We start from the raw sequence: 19,717 nt of genomic DNA on the forward strand, positions 1-19,717 counted from the left end.
CGTGCCTGAGGGCGACACCGTCTTCCGCGCGGCGGCCCGGCTGCACGCCGCACTCGCCGGGAAGGTCCTGACCCGCAGCGACTTCCGTGTGCCCGCGTTCGCCACGCTCGACCTGGTCGGGCGGACGGTGGACGAGGTCGTGCCACGGGGCAAGCACCTGCTGCACCGGATCGGCGACCTCACCGTGCACTCGCACCTGAAGATGGAGGGCCGGTGGGACCTCTACCGGCCCGGCGAGCGCTGGCGGCGTCCCGCGTTCCAGGCGCGCGTGGTGCTCGACGCCGCGGACGTGTCGACCGTCGGGTTCACGCTCGGGGTCCTCGAGGTCGTCCCGCGCGACCAGGAGTCCACCGTCGTCGGACACCTCGGTCCGGACCTGCTCGGCCCGGACTGGGACGCCGGCCTCGCCCTCGCGAACCTCACCGCGGACCCGGAGCGTCCGGTCGGCCTCGCCCTCCTCGACCAGCGGGTGATGGCGGGCCTCGGGAACGTCTACCGCAACGAGCTCTGCTTCCTGCGGGGCGTGCTGCCCACGCGCCCCGTCGGCGAGGTGCGCGACCCCGCGCGGATGGTGACCATGGCCTCCCGGCTCATCGTCGCCAACCGCGACCGGAGCAACCGCGTGACCACGGGCGTCGACCGCCCGGGGCAGCGGTTCTGGGTCTACAACCGGGCCGGCAAGCCCTGCCTGCGCTGTGGCACGCGCGTCCGGTCGGGCGACCTCGGCGAGTCGGAGCTCACGCTGCGGGACACCTACTGGTGCCCGCGCTGCCAGACCTGACTCAGTGGTCGACGGCCTCGACGATGCAGCTCTGGACCTGCTTCGCGGCCTTCGACGTCTCGGAGAACGCGGACGGTGCTGCGGTCGCGGAGCCCTGCTCGTCGGCGACGACGTCCTCGGCGACCTTGTTCACCGGGAAGACCAGGCCGTCGAAGTCCTCGGCGGTGGGGTCCTCTTCCGTACCCCAGATGCCGACCTCGTCGTCGTTGGGGTCGTCGCTCGTGTTCGGGGCGACCGAGACGCCGAGGTACCAGCCCTCGTCGCTCTCCGTGACGCTGACGACGTCGGTGCCGTCGTGCGGGCCGACCGCCTCGTCGATCGCGTCGACGGCGGCGCTCGAGGCGACCGCGCACGGCGCACTGTTGCGCTGACCCGGGTCGGAGCGGGTCGCGGACTCCTCCGAGCCCGGCACCTTCCCGACGGGGTTGCCGTTCTGGGCACCGGCGTTCGAGCAGCCGCCGAGCAGCAGGCCGACGGTGGCGAGGCCGACGAGGGTGGCGGTGGTCTTCGCGCGCAAGGTGGTCATGCTCTGGACGGTAGGCCGCCGGAGGTGTGCCGGAGCCCAGGAGCGCGTCCCCCGACCGCGCTCCCGGGCGTGTGTCCGCTACCCGCGCGCCATGATCCAGGCGAGCAGGTACGAGCGGGTGTTGCCGGTGTCGATGTCTTCCGCAGGCAGGTCCCGGGCGGCGGCCAACGCGGCCGTCGCCTGGCTGCCCGAGGCGAGCGCCCGGTACATGAGCAGGTAGTCCCCGAACTGCACCGCGTAGTCGCCCTCCGGCACGGCCTCGTCGAGGACCCGACCGATCTGCTGCTTCCCCCCGGCCGCGACGTACTCCGCGGCGACCGCTGGCATCGGGATGAGCTCGATGCCGGCCGGTGCCGCCGGGTCCGCGCTGAACCACGTGGCGTGGTCCCGTTTGCCGCCCCAGTTCAGCGAGACGATCGTGTGCTCGAACCCGGGGAACGCGCGCAGGTCCGGGTCGAGCACGTCACGCTGGGCAGACACGGCCTCGTTCGCGAGCAGCCAGCTGCCGAGTTCCGCGGTCGACCGGGAGCCGGAGACCGTCCCCCAACGGGCGAGCCCGTTCCAGGCGGACACGGCCTCGGACGAGGACTCCTGGTTGTTCCCGTCCGCGAACGGCGAGTACCCGGAGGCCCACGAGTGCTGCGCGTACGGGTCGTACACGCGCAGCTCCGGGAAGGACGCCGTCGCCTCCGGGGACGCGATGTCCGCGGCGACGAGGTCGAGCACGGGCGCCCACGCCGCGACGAGCTCGTCCGACCCGTCCGCGACGATCGCCGCTGCGGACAGCAGGTAGCCGTAGTGGAAGTGGTGGTCGTTGAACTCGTCCGAGCCGTAGGAGGGCGCCTGGCCGACCAGGCCCTTCACGGTGTCGTCGTACCGGAAGCACCGCGTGCCGCTGACGCCGCAGCCCTCCGGATCGGTCCACTGGTCGATCTGCGTGACCACCTGCTCCCGCAGGCCCGCGGCGACGTCGTCGAGGTCGAGCTGCGTGGCGAGCCGGTACAGGTTCGCGACCCGGTACAGGTCCTTGCCGCCGCCGTAGCTGTCGGCGCCGAAGGACGCCTCCGAGACCGCGCCGGCGTCCGCGCGGACCTGACCGGTCAGCTCGTCGCGTTCGGACGAGGACAGCCGGGACAGGTCCAACCGGTCGTCGGCCTGGAGGCTCGGGGCCGCGAACCGGAGCACGTCACCGGTGCAGACGGGGGCGTCCCCGGTGATGGTCGCGTAGTGCAGACCCGTGCAGTCCAGACCCGTCGCGCCCTGACCGGGCTGCGGCACGATGACGGTGTCGCCCCGTGCCGCGGTGCGGTAGCCGAGAGCGGTCCGCTGCTCGCCGTGGGTCGCGGTGCCGGTCGACGAGCGGGCGAGGGTGACCTGCTGCAACGGGGACGCCGCCGCGGTGGACAGGGCACGCACCTGCTTGCCGGTCGCGTCGTCGGGCACGGGGAAGAGGACGACGGTGCCCCCGCGACCGAGCTCGATCGCGCTGCCGCTGACGTCGCCGCTGGTGACGACGCCCCACGTGCGACCGTCGGCGGCGATGGTGCCCGTCGTCGTGCCGTCGGGGCCGTCACCGGTCGCGGTGATGCTCGAGGTCGCGCGCACGGTCTGTCCGGCCTTCGCCGTGTAGGACACGAGCGGGGACCCCTGCGCGAGGACGGTGTGCCCGACGACCCGGTCGCCGTCGCGGTGTTCGACCGTCACGGACACCTGGTCGTACGCGGACACGAGGGTCCGGTCGGCGCCGAGGTCGAGCCCGACCTGCTGCACCGCACCACCGGCGATCGTCTTCTCGGTGGCGCTCACCACGGGCAGACCGGCGGCGAACCCGTCGTCGCTCACCTGCCACGAGATCGGGGTCGGGAAGACCGGCTGCGGTGCGGCGCCGTAGACCAGGCCGGAGAACCACCGGTTCGTCGGCGGGACGAGCCCGTCGGCGAGGCGCATGGTGCCCGCGGTGGTCTTCGGGACGGCACCGAGGGCGGCCAGGGCGCGGGCTTGGTCGCGGGCCTGTTCCCGGTCCGGACCGTCCGCGGACGGTGAGCCGGTCCCGGTGGCGCGGTCCGGGCCTCCCGTCCCGGTCTCGGCGCCGGTCCCGGTGCAGGCGGTGAGGACGAGCGCGGACGCAGCCACGAGGGCGACGGCAGCGGCACGGAGCCGCACGCTCAGATCCCGATCTGACGGAGGAAGTCGCGGAACGCGTCGGTGACACCGGCCAGCCGGCCGTCGTCGCGGAGGTGCAGGGTCGCGTCCACCGGGGTGCCCGGGCTCGTGACCCCGGACGACGGCGACGCCGACAGCTCCGGGCTCTCCACGGACACGGTCGTCTTCGCCTGGCCGTCAGCGTCGGTCACGACGCTGACGTTCTTGACGGTCCCCTCGATCGAGCGGTCGTTCGGCAGGCGCAGGTCGACGGTCGCACCGTCGGTGATCCGGCCGTAGTCGCGCGGGCTGACGAGGAACTCGGACGTGACGAACAGGCTCTTCGCCTTGTGGATCGTGCCGAGCTCCGAGCCGGCCTGCACGTACCCACCGGCCTTCACGTCGAGCTTCGCGACGGTGCCGGAGACCTCCGCCTTGAAGGTGATCAGGCCGTCGGGCTCGATCTCGTACGCGCTGGTGGTGGTGTCCGCGCCGACAACGCCCTTCCGGATGTCCTGGGCGAGTTGCAGGCTCTGGACCTGCATGAGCTCCTGCCCCTCGCGGACGGTGTCACCCTCCTCGACGTACTCCTCGGTGACCGTTCCGCCGTAGTCGGTGCCGACGGCGTACTCCTGCGCGGTGATGGCGGCCGAGGCACTCGTCACGGCGCTCCGCCGCTGGTTGAAGACGAGCGTGCAGGCCGCGACGACGACGAGCACGACCAGGATGCCGCCGTACAGGCGGAGTCGGTTGGTCCAGGTCATGATGCGACCTCCACGGCCGTCGGGGTGCCGGAGGCGGCGCTGGCGGTGATGACGTCGCGTGCGTTCTGCAGCGAGTCGGGGCGGACGACCTGGGTCCGGAGGGCGGGCGCGGGCTCGAGGCCGGCCGTGGCGAGGACGAAGACCGGAGCGGTGTCCGCGTCACGCTCCTGCCGGGCGGCCCGCCGGTTGACCGACTGCTCACGGAACGCCGTGACGATGAAGGCTCCGAAGATGACCGAGTTCGTGATGTTCCACGCGGTGGCGAGCGTCAGCTGCCCGTTCGACACGTCACGCCAGATCGCGACGACGCTCGTCAGGGACAGGAACACGAAGACGAGCACCTGCGGCACGATGAAGTTGAACGGCGACGGCGCCCGGCCCCGACCGGCTCCCGTCACGTGCCAGGCCTGCTCCTTCCCGCAGAGCACGTTCCACAGCGCACGGGCGTAGATCGGGAACGACACCGCGGCCAGGAGCAGGGTCTCGTACCGGAACGACCCGAGGGCGTAGAACGCCAGGACGACCTGCATGAGGTAGAAGCCGAGGTAGAACAGCACCCACTCGCCGACCCCGATCGACATGTTCATCGGGCGGAGGTCGAAGAAGATCTCGAGCGGCGGGACGAGCAGCAACAGGCCGGGGACGATGCCGGTCAGGTAGAAGCTCGCGGTGACGAAGTACTGCAGGCGCTGGTCCATCGTGAGCTTGCGCTTCGGGTTGAACGGGAAGTGCGTGAGCAGGATCTCGAACCCGCCGGTGGCCCAGCGGAGCTGCTGCTTGCTGTACGCCTCGATCGTCTCCGGGGCGTCGCCGACCGCCAGGGTCATCGGGATGAAGACCGACTTCCAGCCGCGCTCGTGCAGGTGCAGGCTCGTCCAGACGTCCTCGGACTTCGAGTCGGTGTGGATGCCGCCGACGTCGTCGATCGCCGCACGACGGAAGATCACGTTCGTCCCGACGCAGAAGGCCGCGTTGAACCGGTTCCGGCCGGGCTGGATGAAGCGGTAGAACACCGTCTGCATGTAGCCGGCGCCGCGGGAGACGAGGTTGTGCAGGTTGCCGTACGTCTGCGGGGTCTGCACGAACGCGATCGACTCGTCCGCGAAGAACGGGACGGTCTCGAACAGGAAGTCCTTCGCGGGCACGAAGTCCGCGTCGAAGACGGCGAAGTAGTCGCCCTTGGCGAGCGTCAGGGCGTGGTTGATGTTGCCCGCCTTCGCGCCGTTCGAGGACAGCCGACGGACGTACCGGGCGCCGAGGCGGTCGGCGAGGGCGCGCACGTCGTCGCTCCGGCCGTCGTCGAGGATCCACGTGCGGTGCTCGCCGCGTATCGCGACCGCGGCGGCGACGGTCGCGGCGATCTTCGTCAACTCCTCGCCGTACACGGTGATGAAGACGTCGACGACGACCCGCTTGCCGCGGACGCGCATCGGCCAGCGGTGGCTGCGCTCGGCGAGCCCGTGACGGGCGATCTCGTCGGGGTCGAAGAGCGTGTCCTGGGTGTTGTGGAACGCGAAGTCACGCGGGTCGGTACCGCCGGACAGGATCGTCCACATCGACAGCAGGGACTGCCCGACGAGGACGCTCTCCGCGATGATGACGAGCCCGTAGGGCAGGAAGTCCCCGCGGTTGGCGGGGTTGAGCAGGAACACCGCGTAGGTGACGACGCCGAGCGTCGCCAGCAGCACGATGAGCACCATGACCGGGCTGTGCGCCCGGGTGTCGCGGTTGCGGGCGGCGGCGGCCTGCTCGGTCACGTGGACGACCGGTGCGGCCGGGCGGTCGGCGCCTCCGGGGCCTCGGGCGCCGCCGGCGACGAGGCCGCCGGAGGACCGGCGACCGGTCCGGCGACGGGGCTGCCCGTCGGCCGGGACCTCGATCACGGTGCGGTCGTCGGGTTCAGTCAGGGGTGCAGTGGTCGTCCGGGGTCGCCGGACGTCCGTGGGTGCGGACATGCGCGTTCTCCTGTCGGGTGTCGGAGATGTCGATCCGTGTGCTCGCGGGGCACGACGGACGACGGGTGTCGGCGACGTCGGCGACAGGATCCGGACGCGGTGGTCCGGCACGGACGGAGGCCAGGGTTCCTCGTCCGGGGCACGGTGCTCGCCGTGGGTGCGGCGTGCACCGGAAGGTCCGCCCTCGGGAGACGGGACCGTGTTCGGTGGGTTCGGGTCGAGCTGCTGACGGCCCGCGCCGTCAGTGGTGCGATCGTACGACACGACCCGCGACCGCCATGTGACGATCGTGTGAACAGACCCCCAGGTCAGGGGGCACGGGCGCGGCGCGGCGCTGCTCGTGCGTTCCGCGGACATCGGTCCGCTTGGGCGCGTCACCGGTCCCGCACCGCAGGTCAAGCCGGCCGATGGAGCCGTTCCGCAGCGACCGACCGCACGGCGTCCGTGACGCGTTCGAGCAGTGGTGACGCCGTCGTCCACCGCTGCCACCACAGCGCGACGTCGGCCCGCCGCCCCGGGGTGAGCTCGACGAGCGCACCTGAACGAAGCGCGTCGAGGCACTGCGCCTCAGGCAGGAGCCCCCATCCGAACCCGAGCTGCACCGCGCGCGCGAAGTCGGCGGAGTTCGGGACGTAGTGCCGTGGACCGCGCGGCGCGTGCCCGAGGACCCGCCGGAGGAATCCCTGCTGCAGGTCGTCGTCACGGTCGTAGTCGACGAGCGGTACCCGGTCGAGTCTGGCCGTCATGCGCCGCTCGGTGTCGGCGCCGTCCAGGTACCGACGGACGAAGGACGGCGCGGCGACCGCCCGGTAGCGATCGACGCCGAGCGGGACGGAGGAGCAGCCCTGGACCGGTGCCGCCTCCGCCGTGACCGCCGCCATGACCGTGCCGGAGCGCAGCAGTTCGGCCGTCCGGTCCTGGTCCTCACGGTGCAGGTCGAAGACCACCTCGGTGTCGTGCCGCACCAGGGCGAGGGCGTCGAGGAACCACGTGGCGAGCGAGTCCGCATTCACGGCGAGGGGGATCGAAGGGGTGTGTCCCGCCCCGTCGGCGCCCGGCATGGCGAGTGCACGCGAGGTCTCCTCGTCGAGCAACCGCACCTGCCGCGCGTGCCGGAGCACGACCTCGCCGTCGGCCGTGGGCGTGATCGGGGTGGACCGCTGCAGCAGCACCCGCCCGACGAGTTGCTCCATCGCCTTGACCCGCTGTGAGACCGCCGACGGCGTGATCGACAGGGTCCGCGCGGCCGCGTCGAAGGTGCCCGTGTCGACGGCGGCAAGCAGTGTCTCGAGGTGGTCGCGCTGGAACTGCACCATGAGCGCAGCTTACGGCACACCACGATCAGGAGCTGTGCTGATCCAGCCCAGCACCGTACGGTTCCCCTGTGACCGCTCTCCTCCCCGCTCTCTCCGGCCTCGGCACCGGCCTGGCCCTCATCGTCGCGATCGGGGTCCAGAACACCTACCTGCTGCGGCTCGCGGTCAGCGCGCGTCCGGGTGTGGTGGCGGTCGCGGTGGCCGTGTGCACGCTGTCGGACGCCGCCCTCATCGTCGCCGGGGTGCTCGGTGTCGGCGTGGTGGTCGAACGGGTGCCCGTGGCGCTGCTCGTCATCCGGTTCGTCGGGGCGGCGTTCCTGCTCACCTACGGGGTGCTCGCGGCCCGGCGGGCGCTGCGCCCCTCGGACGAGGCGATCCGGCTCGAGGACCGTGCCGCAGACGACTGCACGCCGCCCGCCCGGCTCGGCGCGGGCCGTCCGGGTGGGCCGACCATGCGGGCCGCGGTCCTGACGATGCTCGTCTTCACGTGGGCGAACCCGCACGTGTACCTGGACACGCTCGTGTTCCTCGGGTCGGTGGCGAACCGACAGGGCGTCGACGACCGGTGGTGGTGGACCGTCGGCGCGGTGGCGGCGAGCTGCCTCTGGTTCGGTGCGCTCGGGTTCGGCGGACGGCTGCTGCGACCGCTGTTCGCGAAGCCGGTGACGTGGCGCGTGTTCGACGCCCTCGTCGCGGTCGTCATGCTCGCGTTCGGCGTGGCCCTGCTGCTCGGCGCCTGACGCCGCCGTGGCAAGGGCCGCCGCGGCGCCGCGGTTCGACGCCCGCGGTTCGGGCCGGTCTGGGCGAGGGCCGCCGCGGTTCGACGCCCGCGGTTCGGGCCGGTCTGGGCGAGGGGCGCCGCGGTTCGGGCCGGTCTGACACAACGAGAGCCGGATCGAACCACGGAACACCGTGGTTCGATCCGGCTCTCGTTGTGCGGGTCCAGTCGGCGCTGGGACAGCGACGACCGAGCGCGGGCACCGGGCGGCGGTCAGTGCTCGCCGCGACCGACCCGGCTGTGCCGACGGCTGTAGCCGAAGTAGATCGCGAAGCCGATGACGAGCCAGACGACGAAGCGCAGCCAGGTCTCGACCTCGAGGTTGAGCATCAGCCAGAAGCACAGCACGGCGGACAGGATCGGGATGACCGGGGACCACGGCACCCGGAAGGCGCGCGGTGCGTCCGGACGCGACCTCCGCAGCACGATGATGCCGACCGACACGAGCACGAAGGCCGAGAGCGTGCCGATGTTGATCATGCCCTCGAGGTTCTCGACCGGCGTGAACCCGGCGAGGAACGCGACGATGATGCCCGCGACGACCTGCACCCGGACCGGGGTCTGCGTCTTCGGGTTCGTCACCGAGAACCAGCGCGGCAGCAGGCCGTCACGGCTCATCGAGAAGACGATGCGGGACAGGCCGAGCAGCAGCACCATGACGACGGTGGTCAGGCCGACGAGCGACCCGATCGCGATGATGCCCGCCGCCCAGGGCAGCCCGACGAGGTCGAACGCCGACGCCAGGGAGGGCGCGTCCTCCTGCGCGAGCTGCTTGTACGACACCATCCCGGTGATGACGATGCTGACGCCGACGTACAGCAGGGTCACGATGCCGAGGCCGATGAAGATGCCGCGCGGCAGGGTCTTCTGCGGGTTCTCCGTCTCCTCGGCACTCGTCGCGACGACGTCGAAGCCGATGAACGCGAAGAACACCAGGGAGGCGGCGGCGAGCAGGCCGAAGACGCCGTACTGCGCGGGCTCGGACCCGGTGGCGAAGGACACGAGCGACTGGGTCCAGACACTGCCCTCAGCGCCCTTCGCGGGCTCCGCCGCGGGGATGAACGGCGTGAAGTTGGCGGCCTTGACGAAGAAGGCGCCGACCACGATGACGAACAGGACGATCGCGACCTTGATGATCGTGATCACCGCGGACACCCGGCTCGACAGGCGGGTGCCGAACGCCAGCAGCGCCGTGAAGACGCCGACGATGAGCACCGGCCCCCACGTGAAGCCGATCGGGCCGAGGGCGATCGTGCTCGGCAGCGTGATGCCGAAGACGTCGAACGCGGTGCTGAGGTAGATGCCCCAGTACTTCGCGATCACCGCACTGGCCGTCAGCGTCTCGAGGATGAGGTCCCACCCGACGATCCAGGCGAGCAGCTCGCCCATCGTGGCGTAGGTGAACGTGTACGCGGACCCGGCGACGGGGATCGTCGAGGCGAACTCGGCGTAGCACATGATCGCGAGGCCACACGTGACCGCGGCGAGGATGAACGAGATGATGACGCCGGGTCCGGCGAAGTTGGCGGCGGCGTTCGCGCCGACCGAGAAGATGCCGGCACCGACCGCGACGGCGATCCCCATCGCGGCGATGTCGAACGTGCCCAGCGAGCGCTTGAGCGAGCGCCCCTTCTCGTCGGCGTCGGCGAGCGACGCCTCGATGGACTTGGTGCGGAGGGCCATGGGACGTTCCCGTCATCGGAGCAGGCGGACCCCGGAAGGGTAGTGGTGTACCACGAGCGTCCGCAAATGGTGGCGCCGGTCAGGCGGTCCGCCACTCCCGCAGGAAGCGTGCGCCGGCCTCGTCGTGGATGACGCTCTCCGGCGCGGTGAGCACGGGGTACGGCGTCTCCGGGACCCCGTCGGCCGGCCGGACGTCGACGTGGGCGACCCGGTGTCCGTTCGCGTGCAGCCAGTCCGCCATCGCGTAGTCGCTCCGGGAGTCGCCGACCGTCCGCCACTCGAGTGGCAGGGCCCCGTCCTCGGCCAGGAGCTCGAGCGCACGCTCGGCGCCCAGGTCCTTGCCGCTCCGGTCGGACTCGATGTCCGTCGAGATGATCGTGGGGTCGACGCGCCAGTCCACCGCACCGTGCTCGTCCGGTCGCACGTCGTCGAGTCGACGGACGCCGAGTCCCCGCCGCTCGAGCGCTGCCATCGCCTGCGCGTCGAACGCCGGCTGCCGGGCGAGGTAGGCGGCGTTGTCGACCTCGACGAGCTGCTCGATCGAGACCATAGCGCGCTTCGTCTCGTCGAAGAACACGAGGTCGGCGTACTCGTCCCGGACCAGGTCGCGCATCTCGTCGGCGAAGTCGCGCGGCAGGGCCAGGTCCTCGGCGACGGTGAGCTCACCCATGCCGTCCGGGAACTGCGGTCCGATCGAGCACCAGACGGCGCCCTTCTCGCAGATCGCGTGCACGCGACCTCCGGCCGCGAGACCTCCGGCGAGGAGCGGTCCGACGACCTGCTCGCGGATGAAGGCGTCGCTCCGGCCGGTGTTGAACACGACCGGGATGCCCTCCGCGGCGAGCGCGACGAGGTCCTCGATGATGCTCGGGATCGCGATCGTCCGCGAGAGCGGGCTGGCGATCGGGCCGTCGACGTCGAGCAGGAGTCCGAGGCGGGGTGCGTTCACCCGTCCATCCTGGCGCAGGACCGCGCCGGGCTGCGCAGACCGTGCGGCTCCGACCGTCCGGTGCGACTCCGGCTGGTCAGTGGTGCTCGGGCTGGTCAGTGTTGCTCGGGCTGCGTTCGCCGAGGAGGAACGCGTCCACGGCTTCCTTCAGGACGACGGGGTCCGGCACGTGCCCCTGCCCCTCGAGGACCACGGACGTGGACCCGGGAACGCTCTCCACCACCGCGCGGGCAGCCCCACGGGCCCACACCGCGCCCGCGGTGCCGGCCGCGACGAGCACGGGGACGCCGATCGCGGCGAGCACCCGCTCCGGCACGACGAGCCCGCCGAGGACCCGGACGTCGCGACCGAGGACGCCGGCGTCGGCGAGCAGCGCCTTCCAGAGCTTCGGTTTGAGGGGCACGGCGGACACCTGGAGCATCGGCACCCCGAGGACGCGGGTCAGGTACGCACGCACCGCGGCAGCCCGTCGGCCGCCGGCGATCATCTCGTCCAGGCGGTCGGCGAACAGGACGTCGTCCGCCCGGGCGTCGGCACTCGCGCGGTAGGGCGGCTCGTAGAGGACGACCCGACCCACCGGGACGCCAGCGGCGACGGCGTGCAGGACCACGGCGGCCCCCACGCAGATGCCGAGCAGGTCGACCGGTCCGTCGGCGTCGGCCACGACCGCTGCGAGGTCGTCGACCTCGCGCTCGACGGACCACGGCCGGGTGTCGCCGCTCTGCCCCCGACCGCGCCGGTCGTACGTGACGACCCGGTAGCGGTCGGAGAACGCCGCGACGACGGCGTCCACGTACGGGGTTCCCCGGTGGTCGAAGGCGCCGCCGACGAGGACGAGCACGGGGCCCGAACCGCTCGACGAGACCGCGATCTGCGTGCCGTCCGCAGACGTCACCGATCGTCCGGTGCTGGTCGTCATGGCGTCCTCGTTCGTCCCCGACGTCGTGTGGTCCGTCCCCGGGCGGATGGCACTGGTCGGTGCCACGCACAACTCGGGCGACGCTGATCTCGGCCCCCGCTGGTCGTGGGCCACGCCGTCGTCGCGAGTCTGACAGGCGGAGCCCCGAGAGTCACCACCCGCGTCCTGGGGGAGCGCTCTGTGATCCCTGTGGACGGCGGCACGTTTCCTGTGGACGACAGCACGGCTCCTGTGGACACCGGTGCCGTCGGACGCCGGTCAGACCAGCGCGTCGACGCCCACGGACTCACGTTCGAGCAGGGCGCGCTTGACGTCGAGTCCCCAGGCGAAGCCGCCGAGGGAGCCGTCCGAGCGCAGGACCCGGTGACACGGGACGAACAGCGCCGGGGCGTTCCGGGCGCAGACGCTCGCCGCTGCCCGGACGGCATCCGGTCGACCCATCGCGCTCGCGAACGCGGTGTACGTCAGGGTCGACCCGGCCGGGATGTCCCGCAGCCGCCGCCACCCCTCCGTGAACAGGTCGGTCCCGACCTGGTGGACGGGCACCTGCATGGCGTGGTCGGTCTCCCCCGCGTAGTAGGCGTCGACGGCGTCGGCCGCGGCGACCCGTCCCTCGAGGACCCGCGGAGGCCGGTGTCGCTCGGCGATCCGGGCGAGGACCCGCTCGACGTCGGCGGTCCACCCCGAGGCGAGGACCCGACCGCGGTCGTCCTCGAGCACGGTGAAGGGTCCGTCGGGGGTGGTCAGGGTGGTGCGGACAGCGTCGGTCATCGGGGGTCCTTCCCGGAGGTCGTGGAGGTCGCAGCGGTCCGGTCCATCGCGCGATCGACGATCGGCCGCCAGCAGTGCATCGTCAGGTAGCTCCGCCAGGGGGCCACCCGTTCCGACCATAGGGAGAGCTCACGCGCCGTCCCGGGCAGCCCGAGTTCCTGTGCACCGTTCCGGACGGCGAGGTCACTGTGGAGGAACAGATCGGGGTGGTGCCGCACCCGCAGTGCGACGTAGTCGGCGGTCCACGGCCCGATCCCCTTCACGGCGAGCAACCCCGATCGCAGGTCGTCGAGGGACTGGCCGCCGTCGACCACGAGCGACCCGTCGGCGAGCGCCGCCGCGACGCGCATGATCGTGTCGACGCGGGCAGCGGGGCCACGGAGGACCACACGACCACGCTCGGCGACCACTGCGGCGCGCGGGAACGTCCGCGCGACGGCCGCACCCGGCACGAGCCCCTCCGGCACCGGCGTCCCGAGCGCGGCGATGAGCCGGGTCTGTGCGGTCCGCGCCGCCGCGACGGACACCTGCTGCCCGATGAGGGTGCGGAACACGACCTCGTGCGGGTCCACCGCCCCGGGCAACCGCATGCCGGGGACGCGGTCGACCACCGGTGCGAGTCCGGGCACCGCGGCGAGCGCGTCGTCCACCGCCACCGGGTCCGCGTCCAGGTCGAAGAGCGCCCGCACCCGGGCGACGAGCGTCGGCAGGTCGGACAGGTCGGTCAGGCGCACGAGCAGGTCGAGGCCGACGCGACCCCTGCCTCGCGGTGCCGTCCCACGACGACGGCCGGATCGCGACCCGGCCCCGTCCGCTGCCGCCGCGGACGCGCGGAACCAGGCCGGGCCTCCCGGCAGGTCCAGCACCCGACCGTAGGACGTGACCCGACCGTCCGCCCCGGTCCCGACCTGCTCCATGCCGGGGAGCGCGTGCAGTGCATGCCACTCGAGCAGGCCCTGCACGTCGAAGGGCGGCCGGGCCGGAAGGTGCACCCGCAGCGCCCCGTCGGACCCGGGTGCCGAGCGCCGGTGGGCACGGAGCTCGGTCGGCGTGAGCGCGAAGACCTCGCGCACGGTGTCGTTGAACTGGCGGATGCTCGTGAACCCGGCGGCGAACGCGACGTCCGCGACGGGCAGGTCGGACCCGGTGAGCAGCGTCCGGGCGGTCTGCGCCCGGTGTGCGCGGCTCAGGGCCTTCGGGCCGGCGCCGAGCTCCTCGGTCATGATGCGGTTCAGTTGCCGCTCGGAGTAGCCGACCCGGCGGGCGAGGCCGGGCACGCCCTCCCGGTCCACGACGCCGTCGACCACGAGGCGCATCGCGCGACCCGCGACGTCCTCGCGCAGGTCCCACTCGGGGCTGCCCGGGGTCGCCTCCGGCAGGCACCGGCGGCAGGCGCGGAACCCGGCGAGGTGCGCGGCGGCGCTCGTCCGGTAGAAGGTCACGCCGGTCGACCGCGGGGTCCTGGCCGGACAGCTGGGTCGGCAGTAGATGCCGGTGGAGTGCACGGCGGTGACGAACTGCCCGTCGAACCGGGCGTCCCGCGAGGCCGCGATGCGGTACCGCTCGTCGTGCAGCGCTCCGGCTCCGGTCGTCGTCATGCGGTCAGCCTGACACGGGCCGACGACAGCGGACTGGCGGAGATCGGACATCGCAGCGGGCGGGGGCCGGGGTGACGGGGCGACGGCCGGCCGGGAGGCACGACTACCGTCGTGCGCATGGGTCCCGGTTCCGACACGGTCGCGTCCGACGCGCTGCCGCATGCCCGCGAGGTTGAGGTCGTGATGCTCCTCGCCTCCCGGCGGCACCGCTACGAGGGACGTCCGGCCGACGGTTCCACTCCTCCGCAGCCGGGGGAACGGGAGCTCCGGGAACGGATCGACCTGCGGGCCGGGCTGGGCATCGTCGGCGACCGCTACTTCGCGGCCCGGGCGCACGTGCAAGCGACCGTGACGGTGATCGGCGTCGAGGGACTCGAGCAGGTCGGCCGCGAGCTCGGCACGTCGATCGACCTGGCGGCGACCCGGCGGAACGTGTTCCTGCGGGGCGTCGACGTCGAGGCCCTGCGCGGCGAGCCGTTCTCGCTCGACACCGGCGACGGGCCCGTGCGCTTCCGCGGGTACCGGCCGGCGAACCCGTGCGCGTGGATGGACACGCAGGTGGCACCGGGGGCGTTCCGCGCGATGCGGGGACACGGCGGCGTGCGGTGCGACCCGGAGTCCGACGGCGTACTCACCCTCGGCGCGGCGGTGCTCCGCACGGCCCACCCCGTCCCGGGCGTCTGACGCGACGAGGCGGCCGCGACACGCAACGTGGGCGGCACCACGCAGCGGAACTCCGCTGCGCAACACCGCCCACGTTGCGTTGTGTGAGGGGTCAGACGAGCGCGGACTCGATCGCGTCGACGAAGGCCGGCAGGTCATCCGGCGTGCGCGAGGTGATCACGGTGCCGTTCGTCGTGTCGACCTGGACCTCCTGGTCGACCCACTCGCCGCCGGCGTTGCGCACGTCGGTCTGCAGCGACGGGAACGACGTGATCGTGCGACCCGGCAGGACACCGGCCTCGACCAGGGTCCACGGGCCGTGGCAGATCGCCGCGACCGGCTTGCCCGCGTCGACGAAGGCCTTCACGAGCCCGACCGCGGTGCTGTCCTGGCGGATGGTGTCGGCGTTGATGGTGCCGCCCGGGACGACGAGCGCGTCGTAGTCGCCGGCGGAGACTCCGTCGTAGGTGGTGTCGGTGTCGACGCTCTTGCCCGGGTCCTTGTCGCCGACGAGGGTCTCGATCGAGCCGGACTCCTTCGCGGCCACGGTCACGGTGGCTCCACGCTCACGGAGCTGGTCGGTGGGGACGACGATCTCGTCCTGCTCCACGCCGTAGTTCGTCGCGATGACGAGGATCTTCTTGCCGTCGAGGGCTGCCATGGTCACTCCTTCCGCGGACCGGGGTCTCCGGGGCCGCCCACACCACGGTCGTCGCCCCGCGCTGGACGCGCTCGCAGTGCGCAGCCGACGCCCGGCGAGGGGTGCGCGGACCGACGGCTCAGCCGCGGATCCGGAACCCGTCGCCCTCCGGCGTGACCGAGATCCCGTCGTACCCCGTGATGCGCGGGAGGTCGGGGGCCACGTCGGCGGCGAGCACCCCGACCGCGACCGTCGTCGCGCCGGAGGCGACCGCAGCCTCCAGGCCGGCGGGCGCGTCCTCGAAGGCGAGGCAGTCCGTGGCGGCGAGCCCGAGCAGGGCGGCCCCGCGGAGGTAGCCGTCCGGGTGCGGCTTGCCGTGCTCGACGTCCGCGGCGGAGACGAACGCGTCCGGGACGGGCACGTCCGCGGCCCGCATCCGGTTCACGGCGAGGTCCCGCGGAGCGCTGGTGACGAGCGCCACCGGCACACCGGCGTCCTGCAGCCGTCGGACGAAGGCGCCGGCACCGGGGACCTCGACGATGCCGTCGGTGTTCTCGACCTCGTCGTTCACGAGTTCGAGCGCGACCCGGCGCTGCTCGTCCGGGGACAGGTCGGGCAGGAACCGCCGGACCGTGTCGATCGTCTGACGGCCGTGCGAGAAGGCGAGGATCGTCTGCGGGTCCAGGTCGTGGTCGGCGCCGAACCGTCCCCAGGCACCCTCGACGATCGCGGTCGAGTCGACGAGCGTCCCGTCCATGTCGAACAGGACCCCGGACACCACGACGTCGATCACGTGCCGACCCTACCGCCGGCCGTCCCCGTGAGGCCGGACGGCGACGGCGAAGACAAGCGCCGCCAGCAGGAGCGTGAGCGCTGCACTCCAGACGACGATCGGCGCCTCTCGGAGCGGCGGGAGGAGCCTGCCTGCGAGCATGACCAGAGCCGCTGCGATCGCGAGTACCGGTGGAACCATCCGTCGTGTCGTCTTCGTGGTGCGGGTCATCCCCGACTCGCCTTCCCCGCACAGAACGAGATCGTTCCACTGGTCACTGCGGACGCCGCGGTCAAGCAGGCGATGCAGCCGACACCAGCAGTCACGACACAGGCGGCCGAACAAGCGATCGACAGCGCGGTGATCGCCCATGCAGCAACACCGGCACCATTGAGGCACGACGAGAAGCGACTCCACCACGACGAGTGGACCACCGGCGCGGTCGCCTCCACGATCCGATCGATGCGGCGCGTGCCATCGACCCACGTTCGGAGGCGTCCGGAGTCTGCCGACCGAGGGATGAGCACCATCTCACTCCACCCGAGCACCGTGTTCCCTTCGACCACGGCGGACAGGTTGGACTGCGGGAGCACCCCGGCTGAGGACGCGAACGGGATCCTGAGTACCGTCCCCCCGGAGGTACGGAATGCCCTGGCGGCCTCGACGTCGAGTTGCAGACCGCTCGCAGATCGACCCGATCGCTCCGTCCACGTCCCGACCGCAGTCGAGGTGGCCTCCTCCGACAGCGGCTTCCACGTCTCGGCTTCCCGCACGATGTCCTGGAGGTCCTGCTCCACCGACGGTGCGTCGCTCATCGCACTCGGAGCGTTGGTCGCGGTCGAGACCGCGGCGCTCGTCGGAGATGTACCGACCGAGAGTGTGGCGCTGACGGCGAGCACCGTGGAAGCGGCAGTCAGGAGCATGAGACGGGGCGGAACACTGAACGGTGGCATGCACCGATCGTACTGAAATGATACATGTCAGACAACGATGCTAAGCGATCGGTCCAGCCGCAAGCCGTCAGCGCGCCCGGACGTACCTCGTGAGCAGCACGTCGCCCGCCCCGCGCAGCACGTGCGCCAACCGCATCCGCCGCAGCTCCGGGGACGAGCCGTGGACGATGCGTCCGCCGGCCCCGCCCTCGAGCGACGGGTCGATCGACAGGCACAACTCGTCGACCAGGTCCGCCGCGACGAGGGACCCGAAGAACGACGGACCGCCCTCGCAGTGGATGCGTGCGAGGCCGCGGTCGACGAGGGCAGCGCGGACGAGCACCGGGTCGACCGAGTCCTCGCCGCAGGACACGACGTCGGCCACGGCCTCGAGGGCCCGGCGGCGCTCGGGGTCGGCAGCGGACGACGTGAGCACGAGCGGCCGGACCGGGGCCTCGGTGAACACGCGGGACGCCGGGTCGAGGCCGAGCGACCCCGTGACGATCGCGAACACCGGGTGGTCTGCCGTCCCGCGCGCCCGGCGCCAGGCCACGTCCGGGTCGTGCAAGACCATCGGCCCGTAGCCCTCGTCGCGCACGGTGCCCGCGGCGACCAGGACGACGTCGGCCGCTCGCCGCAGCAGGTCGAACACACGCAGGTCGTCGGGGCCGCCGAGGGAGCCGGACCTCCCCGCCGCCGTGGCGGAGCCGTCGAGCGAGCTCACGAAGTTGACGCGGAGCCAGCCCCCGTCCGCGGTGCCCTCGGTGCCGTCCGTGTAGACGGCGAGCAGGTCGTCGTCGGACAGGTCGTCGACGGAGCCGGGCAGGTGGGTCACGTGTTGTGCCTCGCTTCCAGGGGTTCCCGCCAGCCGAGGACGGCCTCGACCATGCGCATCGCGTCGACGGCCTCGGGGACGTCGTGCATCCGGACGATCCGCGCGCCGAGCAGCGCGCTCATGGTCGCGGCGGCGAGGGACCCGGACAGCCGCTCACCGCGCGGTCTGCCGAGGGTCTCCCCGACGAAGTCCTTGTTCGACACCGCCGCGAGGACGGGGTAGCCGAGCGCGACCACCTCCGGCAGGCGCCGGGTCAGCTCGAGGGTGTGCACGGTGGTCTTGTTGAGGTCGTGCCCGGGGTCGATGACGATCCGCTCCTCGGGGATGCCCGCGGCGAGCGCCCGGTCGACCCGGAGCCGGAGGAACGCCGCGACCTCACCGGCGACGTCGGCGTACTGCGGCTTCGGGTACTCCTGCCGGGGTGCGGCGAGCGAGTGGGTGATGACGACGGTGGCGTCCGAGTCCGCGACGACCTCGGCCATCCGCGGGTCCGCCAGCCCGGTGGTGTCGTTCACGACGCTGGCACCGGCGGCGATCGCGGCGGCGGCGACCTCCGGCCGGAAGGTGTCGACGCTGATCGTCACGTCGGACTGCTGCGCGACCTGTGCGACGACGGGCACGACGCGGTCGATCTCGTCCGCCGCGGACAGTTCGGGTCCGGGCGCGAACTTCACGCCGCCGATGTCGACCCAGTCGGCACCCTGCTCGCCCGCGGTGACGGCGGCCGCGACGGCACGGTCGAGCGCGAAGGTGCGGCCCTGGTCGTGGAAGGAGTCCGGGGTGCGGTTCACGATCGCCATGACGGCGATGCGGGAGTCGAAGTCGATCGTGCGGCGGCCGATGGTGCGGACCGGGGCGCGCAGCTCGGGGACGACCCATCCGGAGGGTCCGGACGGGAGGCCCGACGCGGGTCCGAGGCGCATCAGGCGTCCGTCCCGTGGCCGGCGTCGGCCGCAGCGGCCGTCCCGTTCCCGGTCCCCGCACCGATGAGCGCGATCGCCTCCGCACGACCGGCGGCCTCGGACAGGATCCCGCTCGCCGCGACCGTCACGGTCGTGGAGCCCGTCTGCCGCTCGCCCCGGGTCGTCACGCACTGGTGCTGGGCGTCGAGGACGACGAGGACGCCGCGCGCCTCGAGGCCGTCCTGCACGGCGGCGACGACCTGCTCGCCGAGGCGCTCCTGCAGCTGCGGACGCGAGGCCAGGGCCTCCACCACCCGCGCGAGCGTCCCGAGGCCGATGAGCCGCTCCCCCGGCGCGTACGCCAGGTGCGCGGTCCCGAGGAACGGCAGCAGGTGGTGTTCGCACACCGACCGGAACCGGATGTCCCGCACGACCACCAGGTCGCCGCGCTCCCCGTCGTCGGCGGGCACCGTGCCGTCCCGGGCGATCTGCGTCGCGTCGAGGTCGAGCCCGTGGAAGAACTCCGTGTAGGCGTCCGCGACCCGCTGCGGGGTGCGTTCGAGTCCTGGTCGGTCGGGGTCCTCGCCGATGCCCGCCAGCAACTCGCGCACGGCGGCCTCGACACGGGCACGGTCCATGCGCTGCGTCACCCGCTCATCCAACACCGGTCGCGCGGTGCGGTCCTGACCGGAGAACGCGGTGACGTACCCCGTTCTCCAGGAACGGGCCTCCCGGCAGGACTACCATCCCGTCGCGACGTGCCCATCGGTGCGGCCGTCCTCTAAACTCCA

The 19,717-nt window shown here is 72.4% G+C and carries 20 protein-coding genes; 3 read left to right on the forward strand and 17 right to left on the reverse strand.

Translation table 11 applies throughout. From position 1 onward, the window contains the following. Position 1: 1 nt before the first annotated feature. A complete protein-coding gene (locus DEI95_RS04325) occupies positions 2 to 781 on the forward strand; it encodes a DNA-formamidopyrimidine glycosylase family protein (protein WP_111059478.1) in 780 nt (259 codons plus the stop codon). A gap of 1 nt (position 782) precedes the next feature. Here the strand turns inward: DEI95_RS04325 and DEI95_RS04330 are convergent, their stop codons facing one another. The 5 genes from DEI95_RS04330 to DEI95_RS04350 form a co-directional block, all read right to left on the reverse strand. Then, a complete protein-coding gene (locus DEI95_RS04330) occupies positions 783 to 1,307 on the reverse strand; it encodes a hypothetical protein (RefSeq protein ID WP_111059479.1) in 525 nt (174 codons plus the stop codon). A 78-nt stretch (positions 1,308 to 1,385) separates the two neighbouring features. Further along, the gene (locus DEI95_RS04335; RefSeq protein ID WP_111059480.1) at positions 1,386 to 3,470 is read right to left on the reverse strand and encodes a glycosyl hydrolase; all 2,085 of its coding nucleotides are present in this window, start codon (positions 3,468 to 3,470) and stop codon (positions 1,386 to 1,388) included. A 2-nt stretch (positions 3,471 to 3,472) separates the two neighbouring features. After that, positions 3,473 to 4,213, reverse strand: coding sequence for an HlyD family secretion protein (locus DEI95_RS04340; RefSeq protein WP_110900387.1), 741 nt, complete (start codon positions 4,211 to 4,213; stop codon positions 3,473 to 3,475). Then, positions 4,210 to 6,168, reverse strand: a complete 1,959-nt coding sequence (locus DEI95_RS04345) for a cellulose synthase catalytic subunit (protein ID WP_258367454.1) — start codon at positions 6,166 to 6,168, stop codon at positions 4,210 to 4,212. The genes DEI95_RS04340 and DEI95_RS04345 overlap by 4 nt, the downstream gene beginning before the upstream one ends. Before the next feature lie 395 nt (positions 6,169 to 6,563). Further along, positions 6,564 to 7,484, reverse strand: coding sequence for a LysR family transcriptional regulator ArgP (locus DEI95_RS04350; RefSeq protein WP_220036617.1), 921 nt, complete (start codon positions 7,482 to 7,484; stop codon positions 6,564 to 6,566). 68 nt (positions 7,485 to 7,552) lie between these two features. Here DEI95_RS04350 and DEI95_RS04355 point away from each other — a divergent pair, with 68 nt between their 5' ends. After that, complete coding sequence (locus DEI95_RS04355; RefSeq protein ID WP_111059481.1) at positions 7,553 to 8,224, forward strand: LysE/ArgO family amino acid transporter; 672 nt, start codon at positions 7,553 to 7,555, stop codon at positions 8,222 to 8,224. A 251-nt stretch (positions 8,225 to 8,475) separates the two neighbouring features. Here the strand turns inward: DEI95_RS04355 and DEI95_RS04360 are convergent, their stop codons facing one another. From DEI95_RS04360 to DEI95_RS04380, 5 genes are all read right to left on the reverse strand, one after another. After that, positions 8,476 to 9,945 carry an APC family permease gene (locus DEI95_RS04360; protein WP_110910541.1) on the reverse strand — a complete coding sequence of 490 codons (1,470 nt, stop codon included), beginning with the start codon at positions 9,943 to 9,945 and terminating at the stop codon, positions 8,476 to 8,478. 79 nt (positions 9,946 to 10,024) lie between these two features. Beyond that, positions 10,025 to 10,894, reverse strand: coding sequence for a hypothetical protein (locus DEI95_RS04365; protein ID WP_111059482.1), 870 nt, complete (start codon positions 10,892 to 10,894; stop codon positions 10,025 to 10,027). A gap of 76 nt (positions 10,895 to 10,970) precedes the next feature. After that, the gene (locus tag DEI95_RS04370; protein ID WP_110900382.1) at positions 10,971 to 11,813 is read right to left on the reverse strand and encodes an alpha/beta fold hydrolase; all 843 of its coding nucleotides are present in this window, start codon (positions 11,811 to 11,813) and stop codon (positions 10,971 to 10,973) included. Positions 11,814 to 12,071: 258 nt separating this feature from the next. Continuing rightward, positions 12,072 to 12,584 carry a methylated-DNA--[protein]-cysteine S-methyltransferase gene (locus DEI95_RS04375; protein WP_111059483.1) on the reverse strand — a complete coding sequence of 171 codons (513 nt, stop codon included), beginning with the start codon at positions 12,582 to 12,584 and terminating at the stop codon, positions 12,072 to 12,074. Next, positions 12,581 to 14,182: a DNA-3-methyladenine glycosylase 2 family protein gene (locus DEI95_RS04380; RefSeq protein WP_111059484.1), complete on the reverse strand. Its 1,602-nt coding sequence runs from the start codon at positions 14,180 to 14,182 to the stop codon at positions 12,581 to 12,583. Before DEI95_RS04380 ends, DEI95_RS04375 begins: the two co-directional genes overlap by 4 nt. A gap of 117 nt (positions 14,183 to 14,299) precedes the next feature. Between DEI95_RS04380 and DEI95_RS04385 the strand changes: the two genes are divergently transcribed. Further along, positions 14,300 to 14,866, forward strand: a complete 567-nt coding sequence (locus DEI95_RS04385) for a molybdenum cofactor biosysynthesis protein (protein ID WP_111059485.1) — start codon at positions 14,300 to 14,302, stop codon at positions 14,864 to 14,866. 91 nt (positions 14,867 to 14,957) lie between these two features. Here DEI95_RS04385 and DEI95_RS04390 read toward each other — a convergent pair whose 3' ends face one another. From DEI95_RS04390 to folE, 7 genes are all read right to left on the reverse strand, one after another. Then, positions 14,958 to 15,506 (reverse strand): type 1 glutamine amidotransferase domain-containing protein, encoded by a 549-nt coding sequence (locus tag DEI95_RS04390; RefSeq protein ID WP_110824298.1) that lies wholly within the window; start codon positions 15,504 to 15,506, stop codon positions 14,958 to 14,960. 118 nt (positions 15,507 to 15,624) lie between these two features. Continuing rightward, entirely contained in the window at positions 15,625 to 16,278 is a 654-nt protein-coding gene (locus DEI95_RS04395; protein ID WP_111059486.1) for an HAD-IA family hydrolase, read from the reverse strand. Between the two features lie 9 nt (positions 16,279 to 16,287). Next, positions 16,288 to 16,488 (reverse strand): hypothetical protein, encoded by a 201-nt coding sequence (locus tag DEI95_RS04400; protein ID WP_110910547.1) that lies wholly within the window; start codon positions 16,486 to 16,488, stop codon positions 16,288 to 16,290. Next, a complete protein-coding gene (locus DEI95_RS04405) occupies positions 16,485 to 17,210 on the reverse strand; it encodes a hypothetical protein (protein ID WP_146243587.1) in 726 nt (241 codons plus the stop codon). The genes DEI95_RS04400 and DEI95_RS04405 overlap by 4 nt, the downstream gene beginning before the upstream one ends. 67 nt (positions 17,211 to 17,277) lie before the next feature. Beyond that, positions 17,278 to 18,024 carry a pyrimidine reductase family protein gene (locus DEI95_RS04410; RefSeq protein WP_111059488.1) on the reverse strand — a complete coding sequence of 249 codons (747 nt, stop codon included), beginning with the start codon at positions 18,022 to 18,024 and terminating at the stop codon, positions 17,278 to 17,280. Then, positions 18,021 to 18,947, reverse strand: coding sequence for a dihydropteroate synthase (folP, locus tag DEI95_RS04415; RefSeq protein WP_111059489.1), 927 nt, complete (start codon positions 18,945 to 18,947; stop codon positions 18,021 to 18,023). Before folP ends, DEI95_RS04410 begins: the two co-directional genes overlap by 4 nt. Continuing rightward, entirely contained in the window at positions 18,947 to 19,564 is a 618-nt protein-coding gene (folE, locus tag DEI95_RS04420; protein ID WP_110824449.1) for a GTP cyclohydrolase I FolE, read from the reverse strand. The genes folP and folE overlap by 1 nt, the downstream gene beginning before the upstream one ends. Between the last annotated feature and the right edge of the window lie 153 nt (positions 19,565 to 19,717).

The sequence above is a fragment of the Curtobacterium sp. MCBD17_008 genome (assembly GCF_003234475.1).
Lineage (GTDB): Bacteria > Actinomycetota > Actinomycetes > Actinomycetales > Microbacteriaceae > Curtobacterium.